Raw genomic sequence first — 17,212 nt, forward strand, 5'->3', positions numbered from 1 at the left:
CGACCATACAATGATCTCGTCGGCAATTTCTTTCGTGCATGAGTAGGACGCCGTACAAAGTCGTCGATCTCTTCAGCGGTGCAGGTGGTATGTCAATCGGCCTTGAAATGCCGGAACGCCTCAACGGCCTCGGTAACCTGGATTACGCCGATCTCGGTTTCGACGAGCAGGCATTCGAAACCACACTAGCCGTCGAACTCGACGATGAAGCCGCCGAAAGCTTCCGCATGAACTTCAATGCCGAAGTACTCGAAACCGACATCCGGGAAATCGAGTCCTTCGGAGAATGGGGCGATGCCGATATCGTTGTCGGCGGACCACCATGTCAGGGCTTTTCAAATCTCAACAGCGTCAAAACCGACGAACTAGACGACGAACGCAACACGCTGTGGCGACACTTCATGCGGGCGGTCGAAGAGATCGAACCCGATATATTCCTCATCGAAAACGTACCGCGCTTCCTCAAATCCACCCAGGGCGCCCGCGCCGTTGAAATCGCCGAAGACAACGGGTACACAACCGTCGTCGACACACTGTGGGCACACGACTACGGGGTCCCCCAGAAACGGAAACGCGGTTTCATCCTCGGCAGCAAACACGGTGTCCCGTTCTTCCCAGAACCACTCGACGAACCCGAGCGCACCGTAGAAGATGCGATCGGTGATCTCCCAGAGGAACCGTCCGGAGAGAACTGGCATGTCTCCCGGAAGCACGTCACAGAACTCAGTAAAAACCGGATGGAAGAGGTACCACCCGGCGGCAACCGATTCGACATCCCTGAAGAACTTCTACCGAACTGTTGGAAAAACAAGCCGACCGGCGGCACCGATCTGTTCGGCCGGCTGTGGTGGGACCGTCCCTCCGTCACGATCCGCACCGAGTTCTACAAACCCGAGAAAGGCCGGTATCTCCATCCCGAAGCAAACCGGTCGATCACCATCCGGGAAGGCGCCCGGTTACAGACTTTCCCCGACGACTTCGAGTTCTCCGGTGCCCGCACCCGAGTTGCTCCACAAATAGGGAACGCTGTCCCACCGAAACTGGCATACCACCTCGGTCAGGCGATGAAGATGCATCTCGAGGGCGAAGAAAGCCAGATCAAGCACGATGCCGAAACCGAGCACGAGATCTTCAAGAAGTCCTTTCCGATCGGTGAAGGCAAACAGTCGCAGCTGGCCGCGTTCGAATAGTCACTTCTCACGGAGTCCCCGTTTCTTCTGCCGTATTGGTCGACACTACTTTGTGCTGTGACTGAGTGTCATTCCGTGTGACAAACGATTATCGGGAGTTCGTTGAGGACTATTTTGCAGATCAGGAGGTGGAAGAGGACGATGCCTGGCAGCACGTATACAAGATTCTATGGGACAAATACGACACTGTTGAACACGAAACAACGAAGCGGAGCGAGGAGGTCGAGAACATTCCAACCATCAAGGAATCATCAACGATCGAGAGCTTCAAATGGATGGACCGCGGTGTCCGAGCCCGCAACTACATCCAGGACGCAATCGGCGACGCCTACGACGACGATTTCGACCTTCTGTACAGTGGACTTGGCGGCGACCGTCAGAATACGCGTGGAAACGGTTTCGAGCATACAACCTCGTATCTCATCGAAACATTCTGCGGGGTCGAACCAATGGTCGGCCCACAGCTGTCCGGCGGCACCAATGCACCGATGCGGGGATACGAGATGATCCAAGAAGGTGATGTAGAAACTCTTGACCTGGCATTGTTCTCTCCCGGCGAGTTCCGCATGGTGATCTCGACCAAATGGACGTTGCGCCGCGATCGTCTCAAACAGTACCTGTTCGAAGCAGAATTCCTGAAAGAACGGACACCGGACCTCAATATGACCGTCCTCACCAACGATTGTGACGAGAACTACCTGACCACGTTGATCGACCACCATGCAATCGACCGCGTCTACCATGTCCACAAACCACTGGTCCTCGAGACCATACGCCCGTTCGACGAAGAATCGGGCTCCCTTCTAGAACTGGTCGAGGACGCATCACCAACAGATATCACGAAAGCGTACCGGTATTTCAAACTCCACGAAGAAATGAAGGACTTCACCAATCTCATCGACGACATCAACAACATGATTGAGTCCCGGCAAACCAGCGACGACGGACCGTAGCAACAGCCACGCGAGAGGCAACTGATTACTCGCTTTTCGGGCCGTCTTCGATCCGGCCGCCACGTCTGCGATTCGCAATATTGTCTGACGCGCTCTTCCCGTGGTGACACTCGTTGCACAGCGTCCGGAGATTGGACGGGTCGTTGACCGCTTCCGGATCATCGTAATCGACGAACGACTCGATATGATCGACCTCCATGTACCGGACCCCTTCGTTCTCCTGATCCCGACCACACACCTCGCAACTTCCCTGCCGCTCCAGCTGCTCGAACCGTGTCTGGGCAGTGATCCGCGACTTGACGTCCACGTCCTGGACTTCGACCATGAAATAGTCGTTCTGTCCCAGTTCCGCTCGCGTCCGTGTGCTGTCGATCACGAACCCTTCCTCGTTCCGCAGCTCACGCACACGACGTGCGTACTCGCTGATCCCGCTGATCCGGGCCAACCGATCGGACTTCACCGGCTCCCCGATCTTATCTCGGAGGTATTCACGGATACGGCCTTTGCCGCTTGTTTCGTCGAAAATCGCGGCATACATATCTTTTTCAACGTCTTCCAACTCGTCAAGCGCCTCCATGTAGCCCGCGAACTGGTCTTCCCAGTTGTCACGCGTCACCGATTCTGTATCAATTTCCTCAAGTTCTTCGACCATCGTCTGCGCGTTCTCCAGCACTTCGGCGTACGCCTCGGCGAAATCCTTCGACATCTACTTCGGGAAGAAACACTCAACTAACACGAATGTTTGTTACGTGGGAATGTTGTCGGCATCGATAAACAGCAACTTGTTACAAAGTCTTATTGTCTAAATCAGTATATCGTAACGAATATCAAAGTAAGACTGAATGTTACTAGGAACAGATGGATCCGGAGGCAGTCGCAAATGCATTGGCGAACGATACCCGCAGGAAAATTCTACAGCTACTGCTGTCGGATCCAAAAACCGCGACCGAAACACACGAACAGTATCTCGAGGCGTATGAAGACGAAAAACACCGAGAAACCATTTACCGGTACCTCGAAACCCTGGTGGAGGCCGGGATTGTCGAAAAAGAATACCGCCAGAATCGCGGCCTAGTCTATTCGGTTCCTCATCACCGTCTTGTACTTGATATTGAAGCGTGGACGGTAGATCCGATCGACGATGATTCAGAACCGTCGTAGAATCTGTTTCAGGGGGACAGGGCCTTACGCCGAGTCGGGCTGTTGCTGCAACGCATACAGACAGCAGTCGTTCAACGGGCAGACAGCACACTCCGGATCGGTCGCAGTACAGACTGCTGCACCGACGTCAAGAATTGCAAGGCTGTAAGCACGAGCTGCTGCTGGCTCATCAGGCACCAGTGCGTCACACAGGTCGTATACCCTGCTGCTCTGGTGCGGCCGTGACGGCATATTATAGCCGAGAACACGCCCGATCACTCGAGCAAAGTTCGCATCCACCAGCGGCTGCGGCTTACCGAACGCAAACAGAAGCGTTGCACGCGCCGAATAATCACCGACATACCGCGGCTCCATGAGCGTATCAAGCGACTGTGGAACCCGGCCGTCGTATTCGGTGCAGAACAATTCGGCTGCATCGGTCAACGATGTCGCCCGTTTCTCACCCAGTCCCAACGACTCAACGTCCTCTCGGACAGTCTCAAACGTCGTGTCACGGAGTACGGCGGGCGACGGATATTTCTCGACGAACTCAGGGTACACTGCTTCTACCAGATCGGCGCGTGTCCGCTGAAGCAGGATTTCGGCTATGTAGACTTCCCACGGATCCGTGGTACAGCGCCACGACAGGTACCGGCCCTTATCTTCTAGCCAGTCTACCAGGCCCGGGATCGCCGCCACAAACTCGCCTACGCGGGCTTCCGGGTCGGTAACGCCGCCTTCTGCGGCGAGTTCCACTGCCCGGTCGATGTCGATCAAATCGGCTGCCTCTTTTGGATTGAGATCGGTTTGACCGAACGGGAGCGAAACAGTATCAGTCATCTCCAGAGTCACCTACTCCAGGGCCGCTTCGCGTTCGGCAAGATTCAGAATCGCCTCAAAGTTCTCCCGGTCTATCTCTGTAATCCCGTGCTGCGGTACACCGCGAAGTCCCTCTCTATCGGCAAGCATCGGGATTTGTTCCTTTACTACCCGGGCAGGGATCGGAGGGTCAGATGGGCAGTAATCGTCGATATGTGCATAATAGTTGATCATCGACGGCGGAATGTCGTTTTTGGGTTGATCCTCAAACGCATCCGGGATCCGGGTTTCGATCTGTGAGATCTGCCCGGTCCCGGTAAACGATTGAATCTCCGGTTGATAGTACACGAACCGGCAGTTTTCGCCAATGATTTTATATCCTGGAATACCACCGCGAAAATGGTAGACCTGTCCGTGTGCATCACTGTACCCCGAGTTCTCCTCCGACTTTTGATTGAGCCAGAGAAACGTGGATACGGAGTCCAATTCGTCCGTACTATCGCTTGTAGCGTCGGATCTCTTCATTGCTGTGTTTCAGAGCGTTCTTCGGATAGGTGTTTATGAATCAGCTTCAGGTCCGTCCGTATGAACTCGTACGGATAACTGGAATGCAGTTCTGAACCCAATGCTTCCATGATAAGATGATTCAATTCTGTTCGAAGTAGCTCGTCTCCGGGTTCCCCGGTGATTTCCTCGTAAATCTGACGACGCTCCTCCTTGGTGAACGATGCTCGATACTGTGAGTTGTAGCTTGCAGAATTGTATGTATCGATGCCGACCATGTCGGCGATCTCATCGGCCAATTCATCGTCTATCATAAAATCTCGGCGCGGCCTTATATCCGACATATCAATGCTCTACTGGTCTTGCCGTAGATTGCAATCGCATAGGCATAAATCGGTTGTTCACCCCTCCATGGGACGGCGACGAAACGCTATTAGCACCGGTCGTGGCAATCACCGGTATATGCTGAAAGCATCCTACCAACCGCGGACCAACGTCATCACCTTACCAGCCGAGATGATCGAGAAGGATGTGGTCAGTATTGACTCACCGGTCTTCTGGGCCTACGATTCATCTAACACTGCGGCAGTGTTCACGCAGTGGGGTGACGAACTTCGGGCTGCCGACGACCTGACCTATCTCGAGCAGAGTAAAATTACGCGCAACCGGGTCACATCGGTTCCGACCGAAATCCTCGATCAGATGGAGTTCTACGTGATGGTGGAGGTTGCAATCACCGACGACCTGATTGGGAAGCCGAGCGGGGTAATTTCGACCGATGAAGACGCGTTCTGGACCAACCTCATTGAATAATGAGAAGCGCTATTCGTCCGGATCTTCGACCGGTAACGCTCTGTACAGGTTGATCCTGACATCACGGATGTCCACTTCTTGTTCGACAAGATTCTCGTCTCTGAGCATGCTGAGCGCATGGCGTACCGTCCTCCCGGAAAGCAGCGTGTGGCCTTCAAGTGCTTTACGCGACATTTTCTGCTCGTTGGCCAGCACCAAGTAGACCAGCTTCGCACTCGGCGACAGATCTTCTAACCGACTATACCCATCTTTCACGGATTCACAGTCGGAGGAGTTCGATGTGACCAGCGATCCGGATCCCATAATATCGAATAAGCAGGCGACGACCGGCATAAAATTACCCCTGGCGATAGCTCACTCCGATTCTTTGTTCGAAACGGGCGGTCGCGGCGAAACCAACATCGTATCGAACGGCCTCAAAATCGAGTAATTAAGCCAGTGGAGGGATTTGAACCCTCGACCTAATCCTTACGAAGGATTCGCTCTGCCGGCTGAGCTACACTGGCACGACGTAATCTACGTACGCCCGATAGCCTGCATAAGGATTACGAATCCGTACTGACACACTCGATATCTTCAAAACCATTACCTCGGGCCCAGCGAATCCTCCCTCCACCCTCTTCTGGAGACCGCAACGGCACTTATACTGGTCCGAACCCTTCGAGTATCGTGTCTCTTCTCCTCCAGAAATTGACGGTGATCAAAATATAATATATGGTGTGCATTTCCTTACATTCGATCCTTTGATCGCCCGCACCCCCGACGAACTGGCACCGAACAAATGACTAAACTCCCAGAGGACAAGTACACTCTTGTCGCGGTTATCCGCGACACGAGACAAGTCTGCTCACCTTTTGACGTTACCCGTCGCTGAGGCTTCGTATCATTGATTGGAGTCGAACATACCATTCTTCTTCCCATTCCCGTCGGGCGTGTTCAAGATCAGCTACAAGCGCATCGTACGTATCGTGGTGCATCCCCATCGGTTGATCGGGAATATACGGGACGAGATCATTGTTTGGGTGCGGCTGCCGCCCTTCTTCGTCGAGCTTCGCATACGCACGCCGATACCGTAACTCGGCTTGTTTCATGTCGTCGCCCGACGTCCGGCTCGACGTGTATCCGAGGTCGTAGCAGTGCCGACAGCGGTAGCGATCGGCCATCGGCGGACAGTAGAGTTTGCCGACGCGACGGTCACAGGGCTCACTATCGCTACCAGGACATCGAAACCAGGGGCGGACACCCCCGAAATTACACTCGGTGTACTCGAGGGCGATCGGGTAGTCGTAGTCACGTCGCTCACTCGTTCGACAGTCGGTGACCGTGTATCTGAGGCGAATCCACGGGGCGTGATCTCCCTCCTCGGGGGAGCCAACGTCGACGGTCGAACTCGCGTCGGGGTTTTCACGGCGTCCCCACCAGAGGGTCGTCGTCTCCCCCGGCGAGGTAACTAACTCAGTGAGTCGGTCAACGTTCAGGTGACGACACTCCTCGACGGTGGGGGTCGCCGCGTACTCATATCGGCCGGAGCCCAGTCCACCCATGATCTCTCAGTAGGTGAGTTCATCGAACATCCGTTCGGTTCGAGTCTTGGGATCGACGCCGCCGACGTTCTGTTCGGCGGCTGTGGTGGTGACCTGCTTTGCTTTCGTCACCCCAGCACGGTCGAGGATGGCTTCGGCGGCACGAATCTGAACGCGCTCATCTTCGGCGTCCAGTAATTCGCGGAGGGTCTGGGCGGCTTCGGGGACAGCGGCCTGGAGTTCGTCGCGGGCGTCGTCAATGGGAGGGCGATCAGTGGCGTCGGCGGGTGCCATACTATATCTCGGGTCTGTTTTAACATAAATCGTTAGGCTACATCGAGTGACTTCACCATACGATTCCACCGCCGTCTGCCGGTTCGATGGCAATGATCATCGGTTGTCGCCGCTCGTCTCCTAATTGGAGTGATGTGGCTGTCATATTATCGGCTCCCGTCACCGGAACCGTAACAAACCGCCGTTGTTACACTTCAATTGTAACAGAAAACCACGGGACTGCAGCGTGAGAATTCGATTGTGACGATGTTACGGATTCTGGAGGGATGTGTATCGTGGAGGTACGGACGCTTCGTTGTCACGTCACGTACACACGCTCTTTGAGAAACCGCAACATCGTAACATGAAGTGTGAATAGAAGTGGAATCGAAGGATTTCGCCGGGTTTCGGCCTGTTACGGCTTTCTCGAACTACACCGTAACACAACGTAACGGGCGTAACCAAGACCGTCGATTCTGGCGATCGCTGAGGATGGTAACCAGTCACCGTTGATCGGTCGTTACGATAGTTGGGTCTATTGAAACCCTCAACAGTTGATATAATGAGTGTGCTGAATATTGAGGGTGAATATCGCAAGGAGGCTTTAGCAGTCAATCGGGAACTCCCAAAAGAGGTTTTCTTGCCGAGATCCTTTCCAATCCATCCGCTGCAGGATCTTTTCCGACTGATCGCAGAACGTGTCTTTTGACATATTCTGCTCGTCACTATCCCGGCGCGTCAAGAGATACAGTGGAAAGTTTGGTGGTTCAATCGTAAACTCATTCGGTGTCCCTGCGAGCTCCTGTTGTGTTCGCTCTAGTAATACTGCAGCACCTCGGTCGAATAACAAGATGCTGGAGATCTCTTCATATTGTCCGAGAGCGATGCGGACAGATTTCTCCCCAGCATCAGGTACGCCACTGTTGGGCGCGCCTGGGATGTTCACCCGAGTCGGGTACGCGATTTCACCGTCTTCGACGTAATCCAGGATTCTTTCTGCGGATTTTTGTAACCAGTGAGAGCCACCGTTTCTGGCTTTATCTCGAATCTCACGGAAACACGTCCATGTCGTACTGACGGCGATCTCGGAGAACACCGTATCCGCATATTCCTCATTACAAGCGGCTAGCCCGATCAAGGCTGAAGAATCCGCGAGAATCGGCTGAACTGTCATCCGATCACTTGGTAAACTCTTCGGGATCTAACGACTCATACTCACGTGACTGCATATTGGATCGGATGCTTTCGAATGCCGCGTCAACAGCCTCGGCATCTGGGTCAGCAGACTCTTCAGCGTCAACCATAATTGACTGCTCCAGCACCGCAGGAACCAATCCTGCGTCTTCGCAACTTTTCCTGAGCGCTTGTAGCTCGTCAGTGTAGTTCTTTTCTAACGAATCCAAATCACTGACGGCCCCACCGATCAGATCACGTCTACTGGGACCGCTCGCAGTTTTTTCCGAAATACCGAGCGAGACGTACTTCCACGCATGCGAATAATAGAACTTGAGTAATCGCCTGAATTTTTGAAACTGTTTCCGGGATAGGTCAGTCGCTTGGTTGTCCAGATTGTTGATAACCTGCCGGAGGAGGTCTGTATACGCCGTGAGTGCGTTCTCTTCATCAGCCTCAATATGGCTGTTTAGGAGAATCTGGTGATCCAAATCCCGCAGTTCTTCTTCAATAGTGTCCAGACACTCAGTAGAGTTCTCGTTGAACTCCCCGGTATTCATGTCTAGTATTGTATCCAGAGACTTCTGCAATACCGCCGAGGCAACGTAGAGATCCCGATATTCTTTAGGGGCGTAGCCGGTGTAGAACTCACGTAGATAGGATTTCGTTTCCTCTTGGAGGATTTTCGTGAGCTCTATGTCGCTCTTGAAAAAGTATGCATACTCCTCTGGAGAGGGGTAGTCCCAAGAATTCCCAATGCTCGGCTCGTCAGGTGAAGGTAGGTCGGCAAGCGCCCGTGGTTCGACAGAATCGACGGCGACGTCGCTCTGACCACCACTGAGACTGGCACCATATTTGTACCAGCTGTATGTGATTGGTAGATCGAATTTGTTGACGGCTAAGTAGAGCAGCTTGTTCAGCTTGATAGAGGTGAGATTAGCGATGTCTGCGTCCTCGTCATGGATCGCCACACCAAGACCATCCATGATATCAATGAGGATCTGATTCTGCTCCCAAGGCGAAGTCATACTGATCGTTGTATACTACTCACAGAGCCTCTTTCTTAAAACTACGCTTCTTCGACGGTCTTTGTCACATGGTTCTATAATTGATTCCTTGTGCTGATCTGATGAGTATGCGCTTTGTATTCAGCATGCTCTCAGAAACCGGTCACCACTTGAGGGGTTCAACAAAACTAAAATTGGGTGTTTTCGAATGGATTCAGCCCGTTGCCTGTTCTTCTCCACTTTCGGTCGTAGGCGGAGTATATCTATCCAGCGTCGCGAACGCGGGCGTATGAAATACGCCCAATGTGAGGAGTGGCACGACCACTGGTTCAACGTCAAACTCCACCATCGACAGAACCAGCGCGTAGAGTACTACTGTGAGCGCCACGCACTCGACCGGATCGACGAGGCGAGTCGCGATCCCGATATCGAGATCCTGTCGAAGACGGAGCGGAGGACTCAATGACGAACAGAGCGAAACGTAGAGCGATGCCACCACGATCGTTCGTCTGCCCGTCACCGGACTGCTCGTTCTCCACTGGCGGCGCTGCCGAGCTCGCCGAGCACGTCAACACCGACCATCCAGGCGAGTTCCGGCGCAAGGACTGGCCAGCGACCAACGCAGGCCAGAGGACGCGGACTCGAGATCGAGATGGGGAGTAGAACAGGAAAGACTGCCCTCCGACCTCAAGGAACTCACGGGCAGCGAAGACCGCGGCGATCCCCTCCTCGAGGGTAACGGTCGACGAGAATTGGTCAGCGACGTCCTCCAGGGCCGCACGTTCGCTTCCTGGCGTCTCGTCCCCACCCGGCGGGTTTTGGGGTCGGGTTCGGTGTCAGCATCCCCAGCGGCCTCCTGGGGGCTCTCACGACGATCGGGATCGGTCACCGGGCTGGTGGGTCGACGTCGGGATCGTCGGTGCTCGCAACGAGCTGGCGGAGGTCGACCCCGAGGTCGTCGGGTACCCACCATACTCGCGAGCGTCCACCAACCTTTTTCGAGGCGAGCACCCCGCGATCGACGAGCTCCTCAAGCTTCTTGTGCGCGGTCCGCCGCGCGATCCCCGCGTGGTCGGCGACCTCGGACGAGCCCAGCGGCTCGGCGCTATCCTCGCGCTCGATGAACGCGGCCAGGCAGTCCTCGGCCTCGACTCGGTAGGGACGGGTCATTGCTGTCGTGTCCAGTCTATGCCAACAACGGCTTTAATCCTTGCCTTCAACGGCAAGGCCGTTAACGGTCTATCACCGAAGGCGATAGTCTGGAGCGTCGTGAAAGCTCTTTATGATCTATTCCGTTGTAGGTATAGATGAGGACGGACAGTCCCCTCGGGGCGTCGAAACGCCCGGGCGCTGGAACGCCCGGACTGGCCGTTTTCAGGTGTTCAAGCCATGTCAACGACCAACGCGACCTACGCCCGCGACCACCGTAAAGCCGACGACCACAACGTGACCGCGCGCCGCTACCGTGGTGTCACCCAGGAGATGTCGGTTCTGGGGCGCCCGGTCTACCGCCACCTCGCTGACGGCGAGTACCGCATCGTGAGCGTCTCGGGGCGGGAGTACCAGGTGGACGTCCTGGCCGACGAGCCCGCCGACCGATGCACCTGCCCGGACGCGAAGAACGAGTGCCGCGGCGACGACCGGGGGTGCAAGCACTACTATGCCGCGCTCACGGCGACGGGGCGCCTCCCCGTTCCCGCGGGCCTGGAGGACGACGTCTGCCCCCAGCACGGCCAGCACGTTGACGGCGAGCCCGTGTTCGCCCGTGACCTCCGGGCGGCCCGCGACCTCGAGCGGATGGCGCCCGCAATCGACGCCGAGGCGGAAGCCGTCGACGCCCGCCTCGAGATCGAACACGAGGCCGGGCTCGACGCCGCGAGAGAACGGGTACTCGAGCGCCGCGGCGGGTGGGCATGATGACCGACGCGATCCCCCGGAACTGCCGGGCGTGCGGCGGCGCCGTTCGGTTCGTCCGCGCGGACGGCCTCAACGCGCACCGCGTGCTCGAGCACTTCCGATGTGACGCCTGCCGCGAAGGCGGTCATCTGGTACGCAATCGCCGGTATGACGGTGTTGAGGTGTTCCAAGGCCCCATCTTCGAGGGTCAGACCTCAGGGGTGACACGCTCATGACGGCGTCGTCAACGTGTTTCGCTTGCGGACGGGCCCTTTCGCTGGTGCCCCAGGACGAGATTGGCCGTGCTCGAGAGTCGCTCGGGTTCGGCCAGGCGAACGATCGAATGCGCGAGTTCTGCGGGCTCCGATGCCGGGCGCGGTGGCGCCACGTCGACCCTGTGCTTGAGGAGACTCACCAGACGCGGCTTGAGGCATGGACCGCTGGTGGAATCGATCTGGAGGCACCAGGGGCGATCATATGTAGATGGTGAGATTCGCCCCAGTCAGGAGTCGGTCGCGCTCGTCATGCTGTCGAACGGAGCCGTTTGTCCATCTCGCTGGTTCCAACCCGAAAAGACTCCCTCATGGAGGGTATTCGTGGAGTTTAAAACCGGCGGCGAGGGTAATCGGTCTCGAATTGAAAGAGCGATACTGGGACTTCCTCTCAGAGGCTGAACCTTGAATGTAGGGAACTGCGATAGCTCAAAGTAGAGTCTGTCATAGAAACGATCCCAGGAGATTACTTTCATCCAGGTCAGGCTGAACTAGGCGCTCAGTGGATATGCTAACATAGCGATGGACTGATACGGCTGGTAAGTCCAAAGGTCGCACAATGGAAAACATCCCCCAACCGTCGAATGATCCGTACTCTGTCGGAGATAACGTCCAGATTTATCTCGGCCCTGACGACCCTGATGATCGGTATCATGGTACCATATGTGAAATCGTTGAAATTCTTGTAGACAGTCTTGGCGAGGAAACCGGGCGAGCCACAGATGCATACTCATATACGCTTTGTAACGTAGAAACCAACGAAGAAATCCCTCTCTCGTTTCGTCATCACGATTTAGTCCCAGTTGAGGGCGATCAGTAGTTCTCCTATATTGAGCAGTCACCGCCCTCGCAAATTGACCAGAATATCATGCTATAGTCGCGCCCTGTATTCAGCACGGCTGCTGAAACCTATTACCGGTTAAGGGCCTCAACAAGACCGGTATTAAGGGGTCACAGTCGGACCATTGTTCGGCCGTCGACATCGTCGGTCGTTACACGACCTTTCGACTCGAGTCGGCCGACAGCGTTGCGGACATCGTGGGGAGAGGTGTCGCCGTTCCCGATCGCCCCTGCGAGCTGGGCGATCGATACCTCACCGCTGTTGCGTCGTAGCGTGTCCATCACGTTCGCTTGCACACCAACGTACTCACCCGACGGGGGCACGAGGTCGGCGGCCTGCCCCTCGGCGCCTGGGTCGTCGGTCCCAGCGCTGGGATCGGCATCGACGTCGGTTTCATCTCCATCGCGATCGTCGCCGCGGTCACCATCATAATCCACCTCCCCGTCGCGATCGCGTTCGAGCCCAGTCTGTTGCGTTACCGGTTTGACGGTGGTCGCTCCAGGGCGTATCTCGACGACTCTCACGTCGTCCTCACTGGTCGTGACGCGGGCGTTCTCGAGTCGGTAGCGGTCGCCCTCCTCGAGTCGCGGGACGTCGCCCGAACCGCTGCGAATCACATAGTCGACGACCCCGGAGCGGTCGCGAAGCGTCCCTTCGCCTTGGAGCCACGGCTTGGGATCGAGGACCGACTCGATGGTTGCCTCGAAGGTGACGTACCCCGGCCTGAGATCATCGATGGTGGGGTAATCACAGTCTCGGTCTCGCCGGGCTGGACTGTCGCCGTCGTCGTCGATGAACATCCCGAGTTCGAACTCGTCGACCGTCTCGTCGGCGATCGCGACATCGATCCCGATACAGCGGGTTTGCGTCGACTCGTTGAGTCGGGTGTTCTGCGATGTCGTGGTCACGTAGCCGTCGAGACGGTCGGCGTTATCGCGAAGCCGCGCCCGGTAGTCGTTTACGGTGTCGAGTAAGTCCTCGCCCTGTACGTCGTGATCGCGAGCGTACCGTCGAACCTGGTCGAATGCCGTCGGGAGCTTCACCCGGAGTTCGCGGGTGCCGTTCACGCCGTCATCGACGACAGTGTAGTGTTCGCCGAGAGCGAGGTAGTCGGCCGACGCTGCCCGCCCGAGCAGGCCGACGAATCGATCGAGGTGTGAGACGTGATCGGCGCCACCACCCTCGCCCGCGACGTATAGGATCGCGTCGTCGACAGCGGCGGGCGTGACGGGCGTCGTGTCGGGATCAACTCCAAGGTCGGCCGCGAACACGCGGTAGATCGTACACCCGAATCGAACGGTCTGGAAACCTTGGGCCACCATATCGTCAAGCACGTCGGCGTCGACCTCCCGCCCGTCAAGTAGTTCGGTCACACGTTCGCGAGACTCTCGCCACAGGTCGCGAAGCTCGTCGGTGTCCTGCTCGAGAAGCCACGTGTAGTACGCGAGCGCGTGATCTTCGAATGGGAGGCCGTCGTGGTACTCGTCGCCGTCCTTCCCACCGACGAGCCGAGCGAACGCCCGACTCTGTGGGGTGTCACCGACGACGACCGACCGGGTGAACGTCGTCATGATCGCTCGGCGTTCTTCGGCCGGTCCCTGAATCGGCTGCTCGCCAGCGAGACACACCGGGGCGTGGAGGTGGTAGTTGTCGGTGGTTCGGTCGGCGTTCCCCTTCGATTCGATTCCGCCTTTCGTCGACGTCCGAAGATACCGGTGGAGCTTGTCCTTCCGGTTCGGATTCATGTCGGCCGGTTTGTACTCGTCGAACACGACAGGGAGCGCGTTCGTCGACGCGAGCGCGGTGAGCATCGTGAACGGCGTTGACTCGGCGGTGAGTAGTTCGCCGTCCATGCCGAACAGCCGCCACATGGTTTCGAGGGTGGCGGTCTTTCCGGCGCCGGTGTCCCCGAGGACGTTCAACAAGTTGAACTCGCCTTCCCACTCCTGGATCAACGGGCGAAGGGGAGCGGCGTAGAACCACCCTAGCACCGGGAGGAATCGCGTGGGGTCGCGGGTTCGTGGGAGTAGGTTGAGTATGTCGGCGACGGCGTCACGATCTACATCGTCAGGGTCGGCCGTCTCGGGCGTGAGCTGCCACAGGGGAATCAATTGGGAGCTGTCGTCGGTGTAGATGACGCCGGGCTCGTCGGCCCATCCGTCGGCCGTGAGCGATCCCGCCGGCGTCACGAATTCGTCACCGTGGAGTCCGATCTGTTTCGTCCCGCGGCGGATCGGCGCCTCTTGGCCAGCGACGAATTCCTTCAACTGGTTGAGTCTTTTCTGCCCGCCGACGAAGGTTACAGACCACCCTTCGAGGACGTCGCGACGGAAGGTTCGCAGCTCATTGAACGACGACGGTTCGACGTCGACGAAATAGGGCTCGCCGTCGCTCGGGTGAACGCGAAGGTGGTACTCCCGGCGGCCATCATCGTGGGCGAGCCGGGCCAGCACCTCGAGCTGGAAGTTCGTCACACGCTCGTAGTAGCCATCACCGTCACCGTCTCGCGGCGGGTGGTACTTGTAGTATCCACCGTACTGAACATCGAAGGCCTCCGGCACCGGAAGGCCGAGGTCGTCGGTCATGGACGGCGATCGGCCTGAACCGGGTTCGTAGAAGTCAGTTTGACCTTCGACCGCCTTCTTGATCGTTCGTTCGCGGTAGTCGTCGCGATCCCACTTCTCACGATAGAGACCCGACTGTCGAAAGAGTCGGTCGATTCGGCCACGATCGCCGCCAGCCCAATACGCGAGCAGCCCACAGAGTGCGAGGTCTGCCTCGCTGTGACTTCCGTATCCGGTGGTATTCCCGCGCCATAGGCGATCGAACTTGTCGCCGTTCTCGGCGGTTCGAGCACGGTCGAGCAGGTCGTCGTCGGTGAGCGACTCCGTTTCGTGACCGTCACCCCATGGGTGTGACTCCGGAGAATGCTCTTCTACACCACCGTTGTCACCCATTTCCGTCGAGTTCCGGTCTGGTTCGTCGTCGGCGATATACTGAGCGTGAACGTCGGCGATTGCGTCGTTCACCTGCTCGACGTCGTCGGGCGAGCCGTCGATCTTGTGGCCGGTCACGGTGAGATATCGATCGGTTTCGTACATCTCGAGGTGTCCGTCGGCGCTGTCGACGTCGGCTCGCGTCCCACCGTCGGGAACGAACCCGAGCCCGAACAGTCGGGCGCCGGTCCCGCTCGGCGACACCTCGGCGTAGGTCGGGACGTCCTCGAGCAACTCGTTGGCCCACGACGCAAAGGTGCCGGTGTCCGGGTCGCGACAATCGTCGAGATCAATCCCGACGAGCAGGTCGTCGTCTGAGACGACGAACCCGAGCCCGTCCGTGTCGGTGTCGTCGCGTCGGTGGTACTCGAGCGCGTCGTCGAACGACGTCCACGTGTTGGGGTCAGTCGACTTGGCGAATCGGCCGGTCATCGCGTTGATCGGCACCTTCGTCCACTCGTCGCGATCAGTATCGAACGTGTACCGCCATGCGACCCACTGTTCGCGTTCGATCAGCTGGTCGGGAAACGACGTTGGTTGGATCGAAAGAGACGTTGGCCGAGGCGGACGATCACCGATCATGGGACGGGCCCTCGCCCTCACGATTCGTGAGTACGCGGTCGGTGATGATCTCAGCGTGGTACGAGCTCGCACGGGGCGTCAGCTTCACCTGGAGCACCCCCACGGGGAGATCAGCGGTGATGCCGACGATCGAGCCATCTCGATACTCCTCCGGCGAAACTGTTTTGTGCGCGTCCCCGTCGAGGACAGTGAGCGATTTTACGTCAGCTTCTGAGTGTGCGAGGAGCCGGCGCATAAGCCCAGCTTCGGCGGTGAACATGCGAGCTTCCTCGTCGTGTTTCGCGAAATGAATCGACGTCTCCTTTTCCACAGGTGTGAGGGTGCTGTCCTCGGTGACGGCCTCCATTAGCCGGGCGGTCTCGAGCGTCGAGTCATCGTCACTCATCTCAAGCACCTCCAACAGGAGCGAGTCGTTCCACGGGGCAAGTGTAGAGGTCAACATTCAACATTTGTAATTGGGCAGCAAGGTTGTGGATCGGAACCGAGGACCAATCGGGTGCATACGTCTCGAGGTCGGCGACGAGCGCGACAGTCGCGACTGATTCATCAGGCGCATAACTGGGGTTGACGTCCGCAACAGTGGCCCCGAAGGTGTCGATCGGGTAGTGGTCGGCTGGCGTATCGTGGAGAGCGACGACGACTGCCTCGGATCGGACAGGAGACAGGGCCTCGCGATCGACGACGCGTGCTCCAAGGGCAAGGTCGTTACTCGCCACGACAATCACCTCCAGAATCCCGATCATTGCTGTCGGTGTTCGACTCGAAGACCCACGACACCGTCCCTTCGTATCGTGGGAGGGGGATCGCCGTCCCTGTAGGGAAGTCATCGATTCCCATTCTCAGATCGACCTCCCGACGGACGCCAGGACAATACCCGGGGGTAACCGTTTGGGGTTCGCAATCTTTCATGGCGACCTCTCGAAGTGGTCGTCGTTCGCCACATCTTCGATGATTCGACGTAGCTCGTCTTCTCGTCCTCGTCGTTTCGCCAGCCGTACGGCGGCTAAAGCACGTTCGATTGGACCGCTCCCGTGCCGAGCAACGAGCAGTAGTGCCTCGTCGTCGAGGTTACATCGAGCCATCGCTGGCAGACACCTCCTGAGCGTCGATTGTACGGATTTCCAGTTCGATCAGATCGCCGTCTTCGATTTCGAGTTCCGACCGAATCTGCGCCGGAATCGTAACTTTGCCTCGGGCGTATACCCGCTGAGTTGTTCTCATAACCGCTAC

At 57.2% G+C, this 17,212-nt stretch carries 22 protein-coding genes and 1 tRNA gene; 9 read left to right on the forward strand and 14 right to left on the reverse strand.

Features of this window, described 5'->3' with window-relative positions; translation table 11 throughout:
* Positions 1–38 precede the first annotated feature (38 nt).
* Both ACFQS4_RS12065 and ACFQS4_RS12070 read left to right on the forward strand, forming a co-directional pair.
* Positions 39–1,190, forward strand: coding sequence for a DNA cytosine methyltransferase (locus ACFQS4_RS12065; protein WP_500193444.1), 1,152 nt, complete (start codon positions 39–41; stop codon positions 1,188–1,190).
* A gap of 77 nt (positions 1,191–1,267) precedes the next feature.
* A complete protein-coding gene (locus ACFQS4_RS12070) occupies positions 1,268–2,143 on the forward strand; it encodes a hypothetical protein (protein ID WP_497901750.1) in 876 nt (291 codons plus the stop codon).
* Positions 2,144–2,168: 25 nt separating this feature from the next.
* Here ACFQS4_RS12070 and ACFQS4_RS12075 read toward each other — a convergent pair whose 3' ends face one another.
* Complete coding sequence (locus tag ACFQS4_RS12075) at positions 2,169–2,849, reverse strand: HNH endonuclease (protein ID WP_497901751.1); 681 nt, start codon at positions 2,847–2,849, stop codon at positions 2,169–2,171.
* Positions 2,850–3,001: 152 nt separating this feature from the next.
* Here ACFQS4_RS12075 and ACFQS4_RS12080 point away from each other — a divergent pair, with 152 nt between their 5' ends.
* Positions 3,002–3,304, forward strand: a complete 303-nt coding sequence (locus tag ACFQS4_RS12080; protein WP_497901752.1) for an ArsR/SmtB family transcription factor — start codon at positions 3,002–3,004, stop codon at positions 3,302–3,304.
* A 24-nt stretch (positions 3,305–3,328) separates the two neighbouring features.
* Here ACFQS4_RS12080 and ACFQS4_RS12085 read toward each other — a convergent pair whose 3' ends face one another.
* Genes ACFQS4_RS12085 through ACFQS4_RS12095 form a run of 3 tightly spaced genes read right to left on the reverse strand, consistent with a single transcriptional unit; the run spans position 3,329 to position 4,920 of the window.
* Complete coding sequence (locus ACFQS4_RS12085) at positions 3,329–4,123, reverse strand: HhH-GPD family protein (RefSeq protein ID WP_497901753.1); 795 nt, start codon at positions 4,121–4,123, stop codon at positions 3,329–3,331.
* Between the two features lie 12 nt (positions 4,124–4,135).
* Complete coding sequence (locus tag ACFQS4_RS12090) at positions 4,136–4,627, reverse strand: hypothetical protein (RefSeq protein WP_497901754.1); 492 nt, start codon at positions 4,625–4,627, stop codon at positions 4,136–4,138.
* Positions 4,624–4,920, reverse strand: a complete 297-nt coding sequence (locus ACFQS4_RS12095; RefSeq protein WP_497901755.1) for a hypothetical protein — start codon at positions 4,918–4,920, stop codon at positions 4,624–4,626. The genes ACFQS4_RS12090 and ACFQS4_RS12095 overlap by 4 nt, the downstream gene beginning before the upstream one ends.
* A gap of 148 nt (positions 4,921–5,068) precedes the next feature.
* On the opposite strand from ACFQS4_RS12095, the gene ACFQS4_RS12100 reads away from it, so the two are divergent.
* A complete protein-coding gene (locus tag ACFQS4_RS12100) occupies positions 5,069–5,419 on the forward strand; it encodes a hypothetical protein (protein ID WP_497901756.1) in 351 nt (116 codons plus the stop codon).
* Positions 5,420–5,428: 9 nt separating this feature from the next.
* Here the strand turns inward: ACFQS4_RS12100 and ACFQS4_RS12105 are convergent, their stop codons facing one another.
* The 5 genes from ACFQS4_RS12105 to ACFQS4_RS12125 form a co-directional block, all read right to left on the reverse strand.
* Positions 5,429–5,722 carry a hypothetical protein gene (locus tag ACFQS4_RS12105; protein WP_500193453.1) on the reverse strand — a complete coding sequence of 98 codons (294 nt, stop codon included), beginning with the start codon at positions 5,720–5,722 and terminating at the stop codon, positions 5,429–5,431.
* A 130-nt stretch (positions 5,723–5,852) separates the two neighbouring features.
* A tRNA-Thr gene (locus ACFQS4_RS12110) sits at positions 5,853–5,925 on the reverse strand.
* A gap of 1,044 nt (positions 5,926–6,969) precedes the next feature.
* The gene (locus tag ACFQS4_RS12115; RefSeq protein WP_497901759.1) at positions 6,970–7,236 is read right to left on the reverse strand and encodes a hypothetical protein; all 267 of its coding nucleotides are present in this window, start codon (positions 7,234–7,236) and stop codon (positions 6,970–6,972) included.
* 583 nt (positions 7,237–7,819) lie between these two features.
* Positions 7,820–8,389, reverse strand: a complete 570-nt coding sequence (locus ACFQS4_RS12120; protein ID WP_497901760.1) for a hypothetical protein — start codon at positions 8,387–8,389, stop codon at positions 7,820–7,822.
* A gap of 4 nt (positions 8,390–8,393) precedes the next feature.
* Positions 8,394–9,416, reverse strand: a complete 1,023-nt coding sequence (locus tag ACFQS4_RS12125) for a DUF8098 family protein (protein ID WP_497901761.1) — start codon at positions 9,414–9,416, stop codon at positions 8,394–8,396.
* 268 nt (positions 9,417–9,684) lie between these two features.
* On the opposite strand from ACFQS4_RS12125, the gene ACFQS4_RS12130 reads away from it, so the two are divergent.
* Both ACFQS4_RS12130 and ACFQS4_RS12135 read left to right on the forward strand, forming a co-directional pair.
* Positions 9,685–9,861, forward strand: a complete 177-nt coding sequence (locus tag ACFQS4_RS12130; RefSeq protein WP_497901762.1) for a hypothetical protein — start codon at positions 9,685–9,687, stop codon at positions 9,859–9,861.
* Positions 9,862–9,884: 23 nt separating this feature from the next.
* Positions 9,885–10,058: a hypothetical protein gene (locus ACFQS4_RS12135; protein WP_500193459.1), complete on the forward strand. Its 174-nt coding sequence runs from the start codon at positions 9,885–9,887 to the stop codon at positions 10,056–10,058.
* A 222-nt stretch (positions 10,059–10,280) separates the two neighbouring features.
* Here ACFQS4_RS12135 and ACFQS4_RS12140 read toward each other — a convergent pair whose 3' ends face one another.
* Positions 10,281–10,565, reverse strand: coding sequence for an HTH domain-containing protein (locus ACFQS4_RS12140; protein ID WP_497901764.1), 285 nt, complete (start codon positions 10,563–10,565; stop codon positions 10,281–10,283).
* 219 nt (positions 10,566–10,784) lie between these two features.
* On the opposite strand from ACFQS4_RS12140, the gene ACFQS4_RS12145 reads away from it, so the two are divergent.
* The 3 genes from ACFQS4_RS12145 to ACFQS4_RS12155 all read left to right on the forward strand — a co-directional run bounded on the left by ACFQS4_RS12145 (position 10,785) and on the right by ACFQS4_RS12155 (position 12,383).
* Positions 10,785–11,312: a hypothetical protein gene (locus ACFQS4_RS12145; protein ID WP_497901765.1), complete on the forward strand. Its 528-nt coding sequence runs from the start codon at positions 10,785–10,787 to the stop codon at positions 11,310–11,312.
* A complete protein-coding gene (locus ACFQS4_RS12150; RefSeq protein WP_497901766.1) occupies positions 11,312–11,527 on the forward strand; it encodes a hypothetical protein in 216 nt (71 codons plus the stop codon). Before ACFQS4_RS12145 ends, ACFQS4_RS12150 begins: the two co-directional genes overlap by 1 nt.
* A gap of 595 nt (positions 11,528–12,122) precedes the next feature.
* On the forward strand, positions 12,123–12,383 hold the full coding sequence (locus ACFQS4_RS12155; RefSeq protein WP_497901767.1) for a DUF8139 family protein: 261 nt from the start codon (positions 12,123–12,125) through the stop codon (positions 12,381–12,383).
* Between the two features lie 131 nt (positions 12,384–12,514).
* Here the strand turns inward: ACFQS4_RS12155 and ACFQS4_RS12160 are convergent, their stop codons facing one another.
* The 4 genes from ACFQS4_RS12160 to ACFQS4_RS12175 form a co-directional block, all read right to left on the reverse strand.
* The gene (locus ACFQS4_RS12160) at positions 12,515–15,982 is read right to left on the reverse strand and encodes a phage NrS-1 polymerase family protein (protein ID WP_497901768.1); all 3,468 of its coding nucleotides are present in this window, start codon (positions 15,980–15,982) and stop codon (positions 12,515–12,517) included.
* Entirely contained in the window at positions 15,972–16,367 is a 396-nt protein-coding gene (locus tag ACFQS4_RS12165; protein WP_497901769.1) for a hypothetical protein, read from the reverse strand. The genes ACFQS4_RS12160 and ACFQS4_RS12165 overlap by 11 nt, the downstream gene beginning before the upstream one ends.
* Before the next feature lies 1 nt (position 16,368).
* Positions 16,369–16,725, reverse strand: coding sequence for a hypothetical protein (locus ACFQS4_RS12170; RefSeq protein WP_500193467.1), 357 nt, complete (start codon positions 16,723–16,725; stop codon positions 16,369–16,371).
* 325 nt (positions 16,726–17,050) lie between these two features.
* Entirely contained in the window at positions 17,051–17,203 is a 153-nt protein-coding gene (locus ACFQS4_RS12175; protein WP_497901771.1) for an AbrB/MazE/SpoVT family DNA-binding domain-containing protein, read from the reverse strand.
* Between the last annotated feature and the right edge of the window lie 9 nt (positions 17,204–17,212).

The organism is Saliphagus sp. GCM10025317, assembly GCF_042663665.1.
GTDB lineage: Archaea > Halobacteriota > Halobacteria > Halobacteriales > Natrialbaceae > Natronosalvus.